General features: G+C 71.4%; 14 protein-coding genes. All 14 read left to right on the top strand.

Going from position 1 to position 12,581, the window contains the following annotated elements; translation table 11 throughout:
• The first annotated feature begins 7 nt into the window (after nt 1–7).
• Nucleotides 8–1,324, top strand: a complete 1,317-nt coding sequence (locus ACGFZF_RS12885; protein WP_371593869.1) for an ATP-binding protein — start codon at nt 8–10, stop codon at nt 1,322–1,324.
• Nucleotides 1,325–1,397: 73 nt separating this feature from the next.
• Complete coding sequence (locus tag ACGFZF_RS12880) at nt 1,398–2,855, top strand: SCO6880 family protein (RefSeq protein WP_371593868.1); 1,458 nt, start codon at nt 1,398–1,400, stop codon at nt 2,853–2,855.
• Between the two features lie 54 nt (nt 2,856–2,909).
• Nucleotides 2,910–3,332: a DUF6238 family protein gene (locus ACGFZF_RS12875; protein WP_371593867.1), complete on the top strand. Its 423-nt coding sequence runs from the start codon at nt 2,910–2,912 to the stop codon at nt 3,330–3,332.
• A gap of 25 nt (nt 3,333–3,357) precedes the next feature.
• Nucleotides 3,358–4,851, top strand: coding sequence for an ATP-binding protein (locus tag ACGFZF_RS12870; RefSeq protein ID WP_371593866.1), 1,494 nt, complete (start codon nt 3,358–3,360; stop codon nt 4,849–4,851).
• Nucleotides 4,852–4,882: 31 nt separating this feature from the next.
• Nucleotides 4,883–5,662, top strand: a complete 780-nt coding sequence (locus ACGFZF_RS12865) for a hypothetical protein (RefSeq protein ID WP_371593865.1) — start codon at nt 4,883–4,885, stop codon at nt 5,660–5,662.
• 211 nt (nt 5,663–5,873) lie between these two features.
• Complete coding sequence (locus ACGFZF_RS12860; protein ID WP_371593864.1) at nt 5,874–6,263, top strand: hypothetical protein; 390 nt, start codon at nt 5,874–5,876, stop codon at nt 6,261–6,263.
• A gap of 11 nt (nt 6,264–6,274) precedes the next feature.
• Nucleotides 6,275–7,039 carry a glycosyltransferase family 2 protein gene (locus tag ACGFZF_RS12855; RefSeq protein ID WP_371593863.1) on the top strand — a complete coding sequence of 255 codons (765 nt, stop codon included), beginning with the start codon at nt 6,275–6,277 and terminating at the stop codon, nt 7,037–7,039.
• Between the two features lie 2 nt (nt 7,040–7,041).
• On the top strand, nt 7,042–8,178 hold the full coding sequence (locus tag ACGFZF_RS12850) for a hypothetical protein (protein WP_371593862.1): 1,137 nt from the start codon (nt 7,042–7,044) through the stop codon (nt 8,176–8,178).
• 25 nt (nt 8,179–8,203) lie between these two features.
• Entirely contained in the window at nt 8,204–8,629 is a 426-nt protein-coding gene (locus tag ACGFZF_RS12845) for a hypothetical protein (protein WP_371593861.1), read from the top strand.
• A gap of 235 nt (nt 8,630–8,864) precedes the next feature.
• Nucleotides 8,865–9,425: a hypothetical protein gene (locus tag ACGFZF_RS12840; protein ID WP_371593860.1), complete on the top strand. Its 561-nt coding sequence runs from the start codon at nt 8,865–8,867 to the stop codon at nt 9,423–9,425.
• 493 nt (nt 9,426–9,918) lie between these two features.
• Nucleotides 9,919–10,416, top strand: a complete 498-nt coding sequence (locus tag ACGFZF_RS12835; RefSeq protein WP_371593859.1) for a hypothetical protein — start codon at nt 9,919–9,921, stop codon at nt 10,414–10,416.
• A 106-nt stretch (nt 10,417–10,522) separates the two neighbouring features.
• Nucleotides 10,523–10,939 carry a hypothetical protein gene (locus ACGFZF_RS12830; protein ID WP_371593858.1) on the top strand — a complete coding sequence of 139 codons (417 nt, stop codon included), beginning with the start codon at nt 10,523–10,525 and terminating at the stop codon, nt 10,937–10,939.
• Between the two features lie 75 nt (nt 10,940–11,014).
• Nucleotides 11,015–11,908: a hypothetical protein gene (locus ACGFZF_RS12825; RefSeq protein ID WP_371593857.1), complete on the top strand. Its 894-nt coding sequence runs from the start codon at nt 11,015–11,017 to the stop codon at nt 11,906–11,908.
• Nucleotides 11,905–12,558 carry a hypothetical protein gene (locus ACGFZF_RS12820; protein WP_371593856.1) on the top strand — a complete coding sequence of 218 codons (654 nt, stop codon included), beginning with the start codon at nt 11,905–11,907 and terminating at the stop codon, nt 12,556–12,558. Before ACGFZF_RS12825 ends, ACGFZF_RS12820 begins: the two co-directional genes overlap by 4 nt.
• The last annotated feature ends 23 nt before the right edge of the window (nt 12,559–12,581 follow it).

Raw genomic sequence — 12,581 nt, 5'->3', positions numbered from 1 at the left:
GCCCGACGTGGGCTTTTGTGACCTGCCTGTCGCCGGCTACCTCTGCAAGGCCGGCGATGTGATCGACTTCGCCTCCGATCCCGTCGGCGCGATCGGGAAGTGGATGGCGGAAAGCGCCGGTGACGTCGCCGCCGCCGCGGCGGACCTCGCGTCCAAGGCCATCGACCGCACCACCAACATCGACCTCGGCGCGGGATGGTTCCGCGACAACTACGAGACGATTCTGCCGATCGGCCTGCTGATGCTCGTCGCGACGTTCTGCGCGCAGCTGGTGAGAGCCGCGATCAAACGCGACGGCCAAGCCCTCGCCCAAGCGGTGACCGGAACGGCCACCGGCGTCTTGTTCGCCTTCTGCGCCATCGCCTTCACCACCGTCGCCATCGAAGTCGTCGACGCCCTGTCCAACGGGCTGTTCGCGGCTTCCGGTACGGACATCTCCTCCGCCGTGCGCAGGATCGTCAAGGTCCAGCAGATCAGCTCCATCGCCGGAATGGGCTGGCTCGTCGCAGTCGTCGCGGCCCTCGGCAGCGCGATCGGAGCGTTCCTGTTCTGGGGCGTGATGATGGTCCGCAAGGTCGGCATCCTGATCCTCGTCACCTTGGCCATTTTCGCCGGAGCCGGCGGCGGCTGGGAAGTCGCCCGACGGTGGCGCCGTGGCTGGATCGAGGCCACCGCCACCCTCGTCGTCTCCAAGCTACTGATGACGATCATCTTCGTGCTCGGCATCGCAGCCATGGGCAAGACCGAAGCCAAGGACGGCGTCGCCGCCCTCGCGGACGTCGCCGCAGGCATGGTGATCATGCTCATGATCCTGTTGTGCCCGTACATGACGTTCAAGTTCGTGCACTGGGCCGCTGAGGGAACCGACGGAGAGTCCCTCCACCGCGCCGGCGGCGCCGGCGCGACGGTTGCCCGTCAGCATGCCGAGAACACGGCGCGCAAGGCTGCTGCGGCGGCCACCGGCGGTGCGGCGGCCGGAGCAGGCGCTGCCGGTGGTGGCGCCGAGGCTGCGGGCAGCGGCGGGGGGTTCCCCGGCGACATCGCGTCCAACCCGACCGGCGGCATGGACATGGGCAAGGGCGACTCCGGCGGCAGCTCCGGCGGGGGCTTCCACGACCTGATGGAGCAGGCCGCGCCCCCGCAGGCCCGGACCGGAGGCGGCCAGGACACCGACCAGGCAGACGGTCCGCCGAGCTGGAGCGGCCCCGGATCCCAGCAGATCGGGTGGAGCACCAGTGCGCCCGCCGATCCGATGCCTCCGGCCCACGGCGCTCCCGCCAACGGTGACAGCGCCTCCCAGACCGGCTCGCCGACCGGCCTGTAGTCCCTCCGCCAGCCCACCCCGGGGCAGGGCACCACACTCCCTGCCCCGGGCCGACCCGCCCCGGGAACCGTCCTTGTCCGAAGTCCTCCCCCTCACCGTCAAATTCCCCACCCGATCACGGCGCGGTTTCCTGCTGGGCCTCTCCCTCCCGCAGCTCGTCCTCGTCTCCTCGACCCTGGCATTGCTGCTGATGGCCGTGCTGACCGTCGGCCTGATGGGCGCCGTCGCACTGGCCCCCGTCTGGATCACCACCGCCGTCCTGGTCGGGGTGCGCCGGGAAGGCCGGTCCCTGATCGACTGGGCGCCTCTGGTGGCCCGCTACGCTCACCGCCGCCGTACCGGCCAGACCATGTGGCGGGCCCGGCCCGTCTCCCGCCCCCAGGTCGAGGGACTGCTGCACCTGCCCGGCACCACCGCCTCCCTGCGCGTGGCCACCGCCGCCTCCGGCGCCTCCGCGATCCACGACCCCCACCGCCAGACCCTCACCGCCGTCGCCCGGGTCAGCTCCCGCGCCTTCGCACTTCTCGATCCGGCGACCCAGAACGCCAACGTGAGCGCCTGGGGCAGGGCCCTCGCCGGCATCGCCCGCACCGGGCACGTCGCCACCGTCCAGGTCCTGGAACGCACCGTGCCCGACTCCGGCGACAGCCTGGCCCGGCACTGGACCGAGCACGGCAACCCTCAGGCCCCCGGGGCCGGACACATCTACTCCGCGCTCGTCGACTCCGCCGGCCCCGCCGCCGCACCCCACGAGGCATACCTGGCCATCGCCCTGGACCTCAAGGCCGCAAAGCGCATGATCGGCCAGGCAGGCGGAGGGCTCCACGGCGCGTTCACCGTCATGGCGCAGACCACCGCGTCCGTCGCCCAGGCCGCCCGCGGCGCCGGGCTCACCGTCACCGGCTGGCTAGGCTCCCGCGAAATGGCTGCCGTGCTGCGCACCGCGTACGACCCCGCCGCCACCGCCCGGCTGCAGCAGTGGTCCTCCACCGGCGGCGCCGAAGCCGATCCGGCCGCCGCCGGCCCTGTCGCCCAGGTTGAGGAGACCGACCGGGTCATCACCGACAGCGCCCGGCACGCGACGTACTGGATCGAGAACTGGCCGAGGACCGAGACGAGTTCGGGCTTCCTGCACAGCATCATGTTCAGCACCGGCGTCCGCCGCAGCTTCTCCCTTATATACGCGCCGCAGGGCATCGAGTCCGCCCTGCGGGACGTCCAGCGGCGCAAGTCCGCGATCATCTCGGACGCCTCCGAGCGCCGGCGCCGCGGCCAGGTCGAGTCCGAAGCCGACAACGTCGAGTACGCCGACGTCAAGACCCGCGAGAAGCAACTGATCTCCGGACACGCCGACGTCGCCCTGACCGGACTGCTCACCGTCTCCGCGGACACCGACCAGGCCCTGGACGCCGCCTGCGCCCAGCTGGAGACCGCCGCTGCCAGTGCCCAGGTCGACCTGCGACGCCTGCTCTTCCAGCAGACCGACGCCTTCACCGCCTGCGCCCTCCCCCTCGCCCGCAACACCCTCTAGCCCATCCGCCAGTCCACCCGCCGCCCCCGGCGTCCCCCTCCCACGAGGAGCCCCTTGTCCCCTGACGAACACCCCGTCGGCGACGCCCACCCGTACCTCCGGGCGGCCACCGCCGGCCTTCGCCACCACACCCGCCTCCTCGCCACCCGTGCCGGTCAGCCAAGCGACCGACACCACCTCGACACCCTCCACGCCCACCTCACCGACCTGCACCGCCTCTTGGACCAGCTCGCCGGGCACACTCGGCCCGCGCGACCTGCCTCTGGACGTCACCTGGCCACGGCCCGCACCCGCCTGTGGCAGGCAGCCGACGCCGTCCACGCCGCCTTCCACTTGCTCCCCGCCGCGTCTGACGGCACCGGCTGCCACCCTGAGCGGCTCCCGGACGGCCCGCCCGTGCTGACCATCTGCCAGCGGCACCTCGCCGCTTCCCATGTAGTGCGGCGCAAGACCACCCCCGCCGACCTCGCGTCCTGACCGCCACCACCCCGGAAGCATCCTCTTGTCCCACCGCCGCGAAGCCAGCGCGACCCCCCTGTTCACGCCACAAGGCATCGGCCGGGCCCAGCGCCGTGCCCTGCGCAAGCAGACCGCCCGCGCCGAGGCCCGCGCCCGCGCCGCCGCCGGCCCCAGCTCCGAGCAGCAGCCCGCCGAGGCCATCTACCCCGAGGCGGCCTACCCACCCGCAGGGCGGCCGGGCCCCTTCTCCGCCCGCGGCAGCCGCCTCAAGCTCCCCGCCCACCGCATGACCACCGCCGTCGCGAGCGCCGCCTACCCCTTCCTCGCCGAAGGCGGACTCGGCGCCGACGGCATCTACATCGGCAAAGACCTCCACGCGGAGGGTAGTTTCACGTTCGACCCCTTCGAGCTGTACGGAAAGGTCGAGGGCTTCACCAATCCCAACGTGCTGCTGGCCGGTGTGATCGGGCAGGGGAAGTCCGCGCTCGCCAAGAGCCTGGCACTGCGCTCCGTCGCCTTCGGGTACCGGGTGTACGTGCCGTGCGACCCGAAGGGGGAATGGACGGCCGTCGCCCACGCCCTGGGCGGTGCGTCCATCGCCCTCGGGCCCGGGCTCCCCGGCAGGCTGAACCCGCTGGAAGCGCCGCCCCGGCCTCCCTCGGTACCGGAGGCGGAGTGGCAGGGGGAGGTACGCAAACGCCGCCTGCTGCTGCTCGGCTCCCTGGCACGTACGATCCTCGGCCGCGACCTGCTGCCGATGGAGCACACCGTCCTGGACGTCGCGCTCGGCACCGCCGTCGCCCGGGCTGCCGCATCCGGCAGACCCCCGCTGCTCGGCGACGTCGCCCACGCCCTCGCCGACGGGCCGGGTCTCGACCTGGCCGGCGGCCTGCTCGCCGGGCGCCTCGGAGACGCAGCCCGCGACCTCGCCCACGCCATGCGCCGACTGGTCTTCGGTGACCTCGCCGGAATGTTCGACGCTCCCTCCACCACGGCCTTCGACCCGTACCGGCCCATGCTGTCCATCGACCTCTCACGCCTGGGCGGCACCGACGACTCCGCCCTCGTGCTCGCCATGACCTGCGCCTCCGCCTGGATGGAGGCAGCCCTCACCGACCCGTACGGCGGCCGGAGATGGGTGGTTTACGACGAGGCGTGGCGATTGATGAGGCATCCGGCACTCCTGATGCGCATGCAGGCCCAGTGGAAGCTGAGCCGCGGCCTGGGCATCGCGAACTTGATGGTGATCCACCGGCTGTCCGACCTGCTCACCGCGGGCGACGCCGGCAGCCAGAGCCGGGCCCTGGCCGAGGGCCTGCTGGCCGACTGCTCCACCCGCGTGATCTACCGGCAGGAGACCGACCAGCTCGCAGGCGCCGCCGGACTCCTCGGCCTGACCAGCGTCGAATCCGGAGCGCTGTCCCACCTCACCCGTGGCCGCGGCCTGTGGAAGGTCGCAGGTCGAAGCTTCGTGGTCCAGCACCAGCTGCACCCCGCTGAACTGCAGCTTTTCGATACCGACGCCCGCATGCATTGACCGCAGAAACGTTCAACCAACCCGGGAACCCATGCCCACAGCACGCACCGACCTGTCCCTGTTCGCCTCCGCGCTCGCCGCCCGTCTCCCCGGGCAGTGGACAAGCGAATACCAGCAGCATCCCACTTACCCAGACCAGTTCGCCACCATCGAACGTCTCTGGGACCGCGGCCACGTCGAGTACATCGTCCACCAGTACGTCCTGGGCCACGAGGCCATACTCCACGGCCCGGACGGCCAGCACCTCTACGTCAACGACCGGCCACTGCGGCCCGGCCAGTTCGTCGTCGCCCCGCTCGGCCCCGACATCGAGCCGCACCACTTCGTGGGCGTCGAGGAACCCAACGGGATCGCGGTCCCCAACGATCCCGTCCGGGCCGCCGCCCACATCGCGCGGCGGCTGCTGCCCCGCTACGAAGCCGCCCGCGACGCGATGCGCCGCAGCCTCGTCGACCAGCCCGGGCCCCCGCACCGCGAAGCCCCGCCACAAGTCGACCAGACCCTCACCCTGACCTGGTACGAGGACGGAGCGCTCGGAGCGCCGTACAAGGTCGTCCCGGAGGAAGCCAGGGAAACCCTGTACGTCCACGGATTCCAGTACCTGCCCCACCAGGCCGCGTACCTCCTCCCCGCCTCCTACGGCGAGGCCGACCGCGCCGTACGCATCCAGGCCGTCGCCCTCCGGCTCGTCGCGCACGGGATCGGCGTGAACCTGCGCCACGCCACGCCCACCGTCACGCTCCCGCCTCGCCCACCGGCCGTGGCCCGGCCGGTACCAGCACCCGCAGCGTCTGCCGCCCGCGCCCGCTGACCACCTGCACGAAGGAACCGCCATCAGCACCCGCAGCTTCATCGCCCGCCCCACCGGTACCGGCTACGAGGGCATCTACTGCCATTACGACGGCTACCCCGACCACCAGCTCCCCCTCCTGCTCGGCGCCGCCCGCTACCGCTTCGGCGGCGACCTCGACGCCCTTCGCCGGCACCTCATCGATGGACCCCACGACTGGAAGCAGCTCGGCATGGACCTCCTGGACAGGGCCCCCGACAACGTCCTGGAGCGGCTCGACCCCCACGGCGACCTCGGCCCCAGTGCGCCCTTCGACAACGCGTTCAACGTGGACGGCACCCCCGCGGAGCCCATCCCGGTCACCGACGCCAACGCTGATGCCATGGGCCTGGAATGGGGCTACGTCCTGCACGACCACGGCATCGAGGTCATCGCCCTGACCTGGTACGACGCCGGACCCATCGTGCCATGGGACACCGACCCCCTCTCCCGGATCTCCGGCACCCCCTCGCTGTGGGACTCGAACCGGCCCGCGCCCATCCAGGCCCCCGCCACCCCACTGAAGATCACCAAGCCGGTCGCCCCAGCACCCGCACCCGCCCGACCGCGGATCACCCGCTGAACGCCCCGTCCATGGAACGCACTCCGGAGAAGTCCCTGTCCGCCCCGCAGATCACCGTCGTCATCGCCACCCAGCTCCGCCCCGAACGCCTGCCCTACCTGCAGGAGATGCACGCCAGCCTCACCCGGCAGACCGTGCCCTGGGAGGCAGTCCTCGTCCTCGACGGCGCCGACCCCACCCTCGTGCCTGCCCCGATCACCGCCGACCCCCGGATCCGGACCCTCGTCCTGCCCCGACCGCTCGGCGCCGCCTGCGCCCGCAACCTCGGCCTGAACGAGGTCCGCACCGAATTCGTGAACTGGGCCGACGACGATGACGTCTTCCCGGACTGGAGCCTGGGCGTACGCCTGGAGACCTTCACCGACGAGCTCGGGTGGGTCGCCGGATACAGCGAGGACTGGCTGCCCGACGGCTCCACCCGACTGTGGGAATGCCCGGCCCCGCCCGGCTACCACGCCGCCGGCGACGTGGTCACGTACTGGCCCCGGCCGCAGGACACCATCCCCGTCGGGCCGACGACCATCCTGGCCCGCACCCGCCTGGTCCGCGCGGCCGGCGGCATGGGCGGCCTCGTCCAGGGCGAGGACTACATGGCGGCCGTCGGCGTCACCGCCCTGGCCGCCGGCGTGCTGCTCCCGCTGCCCGTCTACCGGTACCGCAAGCACGACGGGCAGATGACCCGCGGCGAGCAGTACGAGGAGCTGGAGCTGGCCGCCCGCCGCCACGCCCACGCGTTCGGACACGGCCTGCGCAACGCCCTCGCCAGCCGGGCGTGAGCATGGACGACCGCACGACGCCCCGCCCCAGGGGCCTGGCACAGATCATCCTCGCCCTCAGCCCGGCCGACGGCCTGGTCGCCGTCCCCGTGGGCGAGCAGTACCCCTGGGCCAACACCGCACTTCAGCTCACGCCCGGATTCGAGCGACGCCCCGACGGCACGTACGCCCTGCACGAGGTAGACACAGCAAAACCCAACCTGCTTGCTCTCGCGGAGAACGCGCGCCGCCACCGCGTCCACCTCTTCGGCGGCGCCCGCCCGTACCTGGGCGACTACGCCACCGCGCTGGCCGACGGCCTGCCCGGGACGTGGACGGTGAAGGTCGAGGTCTACGCCCACCCGGTGTGGCAGGAAGACCTCGTGCCCCTCCTGTGGGACGCGGGCGAACTCATCGACTCCGTGGAGCACATCCGCATCCCCTACGCCGCCCAACTCGCCAACGGCGCGGGCACCGAACTCCTCCTCGTCGAACGGCCCGGCAGCGCCCACGAATACCTACTCGGCGCCTTCGTCAGCACCACCTTCGACGACAACTACGCCGACCCACATGCCCCCAGCTCGGTCGTGCTGCCGCCCGACGCGGCCCATGCCGCCCGCCTGGTCACCGGCACGTTCCTGCCCGCGTACGAGCAGGCAGTCCACGAACGGCTGCTGGTTGCCGTCGAAGCGGCGCACGGCAGGCTCGAGGAACTCCATGCGGCATGGACAGCAATCCAGCAGTCCGGCCGCTACAACGACGGCATCCGCCTGGACCCGGCCACGCTCGGACACACCGAGCAGCAGTACCTCGAAGAGAGCTCCGTGGAGTGGCGCCGCCTGCGCCACCACGCCGCTGAGCTCCTCTCCCGTGTGCACCTTGTGGTGGGCGCCGAGGACTCCGCCTCCCTGGACCGGCTCCACCAGCTGCTTCACCTGGACGCGGCGGTCTCCACGTGGCCAGCGCCGCCGTCCTCGTCTCCCGCCCTGCCGCCGGGCACGGCCGAGACCCTCCGTCGGTGGCGGGTCGACGCACCGGCCCTGCTGCGGCAAGCCCGCTCCGCCCGACCCGTCGGCCCTGCGTCCACGGTCCGGCCCGCACTTCCCACTGTCGGCACAGCCGCGCCCTCTCTCCCAGGACGAGCGCACCGCAGCCGATGACCTCCCCCGCCCACCAGGACACTCCATGCAACCGCACTTCCACTTCGGCCTGCACCCCGACCACGGGGTGGTCGCCCGCGCCACCGCGGCCATCACACCCCACCTCGCCGACTGGTACCTCCAGCACGAGCAGTTCGAGCCCGTCCCCGGCCGACCGGACGTGTACCGGCTCACCCATCCCGACCAGAACCAGCGGCGCCGGGCCCGGCAGACCGTCCACGACCTCCGCCGTCACGGCTTCACAGTGCACGCGGACCACCCCATCGATCCGGCAGAAACCGCCACACCGGTTCGTCCAGCCCAGCGCAACAGCCTGACAGCCCGGCGGGCCCGCATTGCTCAGGCCGCTGCCTCCCGGCCTTCTCAGCACCGCGCGGGCACCCCCCAGGTCACCGCCCCGCCTACGACCACCGCCGTTATCCATTCCCCGGCCGCCGCACGAACACGGTAACCATGCCCGACACCCGACCTACGTGGGCCACAGCCGGCAGCAAATGGAGGCGCTGACCCAAGCCCTCGTGCAGCTGAGTAGCACCCCCTCAAACCCAGGCCAGAGTTGAACGCGCCACGCGGCACCACCTGCCACCCGCCAGACCGCGTAGGCGAATTGGCGTCCATCCCCCGACCCACACCCTCATTGGCTACACTCTGCGCTCACGTGGACACGTTACGTCGGGGGCCTGGCAGTGCTGATGGAACTCTTGCTCGGGGCGGCGGTCGGCTTTCTAACGGGGCTGACGACAGCATGGCGGATCGTAGCCAAAGGGGCCGCGCATGCCTGGCTGGAGGATCTTCGCGATCGGGTCCAGGTACGCAAGGCCGACCGCCGCAAGAAGCAGGCGATCAATCACGCGAAGCTTGACCAGCAACTCGCCGCAGAAGCCGCAATCGTAGAGGCGGAGCGAAAGAGGGTTCGCCGCGCGCACTCGGAACTAACGAGGACACTCCCACTCGCGAACGAGGCAGTGCGCACCCACACAACCAGCAACTTTGTCAGGTTTCTGGCTGGTGCGAGCCAGAGCTTCCCAAACCTGGCGTCCAGCTCCGAAGCCGACGCCGAGCGCGAGAAGTTCAACCATCACCGCGCGGTCATCGAACAGTTGAGGCGGCAGGTAGAGAGGCTCTCCAGCCTGGGAGTTGATCTCAAGTGCCCCATCAAGGACTGGAGCGAGGCGGGTTCGATCGACCTCCGCACTCTGGCTGATCAAGTCGACAAGGTCACCAAGGGCTACGCCCTGAAGATCTGACCATCCCGAGACCTCGGCCTGTACGGCCTTGACGGGTGCAGCAATTCTGGCCACCACGTTGGCGCGAGTGCGGCACTAGCACCCCCGCCGCAGTGCCCGTGTCTCTGCTTGACCATCGCAACACGGGCGAACGCGCCCTCCTTGACCGCCGCCTGCGTACCGTCAGAAGCTGACCTTCGCCTTCCTCGCCGCTCACCGCTCTCGACCGCGCCAGAGTGTTCACGGCAGAACCGCCGGCCCGATACCAGTCCGCAGCCCAAGTGCCGAACCGGTGGCGCGATCACGCCGCAGCGGTGACGTCGCTCAACCCTCCATGCCCGGCGGCGGCCCGGTGATCACCGCCCGTGGCGAACCCTCCGGGCTCCTGCCCCGTCCCGGCTTGCGCCGGGTCCCGGATCCACCCCCGCCAGCACCGGCAGATGCTCAGCCCCACCGCCGTACGGCCGCGTCACCCCACCCACCCCCATCCCTCTTGTTATGCAAGGAGTTCGCCATGCCCGTACCCATATCCTTCGAGATCGTCCACAGCTGTGAACATAGCAACACCGTTGATCTGTCGAGCCGTTCGGCGGACCAGCGCGCTGGATACGCCCGCTGGCTCGCCACCCGGCAGTGCACCGACTGCTGGCGGGCCGATCACCAGGCGGATGCCGCCAGCACAGCCGAGTGGCTGGCCGCCAAGCGCGCCGAAGAACAGACCGCCGCGGCGGACTGGGTAACCCAGTTCGACATGCCGCCCCTGGAGGGACCCGAGAAGATCCTGGGCTGGGGCGAGCGCACCCGCCACCAGTTGGTGACCCGTGCCTACACCGCGCTGGTCACCGAAGGGACCTGGGACGAAGCCGACTGGGCCCAGTTGGAGAAGCAGGTCCGGCTGCTGACGAGGGCCGGGTGGTGGGTCGACCAGCGCGAGGCCGAGGGGACCGATCTGCCTGAGCTGCTGGAGGCCGCCGACGACCGCGACCGGCCCACGGAGAACCCGTTCCGGTAGGCCGGGCGGCGCGTAATATAGCCGCCGATCCCCGGTTTCGGAAACCGGGGATTCTCCGGACCCTTTGTCTTCCACCGCCGCCCAGCGTCTTCGTGGAAGGACCTCCGTGCCCGAGACCCGCCCCGTCTACCTCCCGCCCGACCCGCTCACCCCGGAGCGGGACATCACCCACCAGCACTTCCGCCCAGGCGAGCACGTCGTGGTCCTCAAGGGCGCCGCCGGCGGAGAGCTGTGGGGCGACGCGATGAAGATCGTGGCCCCTTCCTGGCACACCCCGACCGACGAGGACGGATGGCGGCTGCTCGATCCCAATGGCGGCGACCGGTCCTACGTCACCGCCCACCCCCGCTACCTGGTGCACCTGTCCAAGCGGTGCCCGGAGTGCCTGATGCATCAGAAGGCGTTGCGGGAATACCTGGTCAAGCGCCTCGGGGACGCCGAGGAGGCCGTGGACTGCAGCTGGTACTCCCTGATCGCCGTCAATCAGCTCGTCCACATCGCCGACGCCCGCCCCGGCCGGTGATCACCGCCGTCCTGCCACGGCGCGAAGCCGCCGGCCCTCAGCCGCCCCTCGAAAAGCCCGACCCCGAGCGAGTCCATGATCATCGAAGTCCACTCCCGCGACGTGACCGCCGACGAAGCCCTCGCAGAGGCGCTCGGCCGCGAGATGAGCGTGCAGGAGGGCCTTACCACCGAGCCCGGCCGCACAGGGGTGGCCCACTGGAACCGGCTGGACCACTACGCCGACGACGACCGGATATGGGAGTCGGCGACGTGGGCCGACCATCTCGCCGACCCGACGCTGGAGCACCCACTCGTCTCCGGGCCCGACGGCGACCGGCGTGCGATCCTCCACATCACCGCACACCTGCACCCGCTGGACCGGGAGTTGAACCACGCCGAGTGGTCCGAGATCGGCTATCGGATCGCCCGTGTCGCCGGGGTCGCGCCACCCGGCGACGACGCGGCATGCCGGTGGATCGCCGTCCAGGGCCAGCCCGGCCGCCTGGACGTGATCGCCAACCTGATCCGCGCCGACGGCACCTGGAGCACCCCTCCCCGCCGACTCCTGCAGGCCCTGGTCACCGAGGCGCGAAACATCGCGGCCGACCTCCTTCTGCACTCCATCCCCCAGCAGCGTTCCGGCCCCCAGAACCCGCCAGCCGGCCCGGCGGTCACCGCCTCCCCGCGGGTGCCGACCGCGACCAGCCCGCTCGCGGGAATCCTGCGGCAACTCGCCGCCGAGCAGTCCGGCCCGATCGCCGCCACGCGCCAGCTCGTGGAGGAGGTCGGCCGACAGGCCGCCGCACTGCCCGGCGACCAAACCGACGTCGCGGCAAGGGACTTGTTCTGGGCAGCCCGCCGCCTGTACGGGCTGCAGGAGCAGCTGGGCGAGATCGCCTCGCGACTCCAGCCTCCCGCGCCTCCGGCCCCCGTTGCGCCGACACTGCCCGTGCAGGCAGCCACCTCGGCCCGTGCGATGGCCCGGTGAACGAGCCTGCCGCCCCGCGCAAGGCGCCGCCCATCACAGTCACCAGGGACGCGGACACCGGACGGATCACCGCCCACGGCGGTGACGGGCTGGCCCACGGCATCCTGGAACGCACGTTCTTCCTGCGTGAGGTCCGCGGGGTCACCTGGCACCGGATGTCGCCGACCGTCGAGCCGGCGGATCAGGCGGCCGTGGCCAAGCTCGCCGTCGCCCGGCTCCAGGCCGTCGGATACCAGGTACAGGCCGACCCGCAGTTCGCGACCTCGACGACCGATCCCCGCTACGTGACGACGGGCCGGTCGATCGCGAACCTCGCAGAGTCCATCCGCGAAGCGGGCAGCCCGGCCGAGGTGTCCGACCGGCTGGAGGAGGTGACCGCCGCGCACGACGGCATCCTCGCCTCTCTGGGGCAGCTTCTCCACTCCCTTGCCTCCGTCTACGACAGCCTCGGCGGACCTGCGGACCGGCACGTCGCGGCCCGGATGCGCTACCTGGCCGAGCACCGGCTCGGTCCCATCACCGCCGACCTGCTGCACACCCGCGCCGAACTCGCCGACCGCACCACGACCCCGGCCCGGCCTGGCACAGCCCTCCCCGTTGCCTCCCTGCCAGCCTCACCCGTCTCTACCGCCTCCGGACGGACCCGATGACCCCCGCCCCAAGTTCGAGGAGC

Source organism: Streptomyces sp. NPDC048338, from assembly GCF_043201055.1.
Lineage (GTDB): Bacteria > Actinomycetota > Actinomycetes > Streptomycetales > Streptomycetaceae > Streptomyces.
Note: the sequence above shows the minus strand (reverse complement) of the source record. Positions and strands in the feature narration are given on the sequence as shown.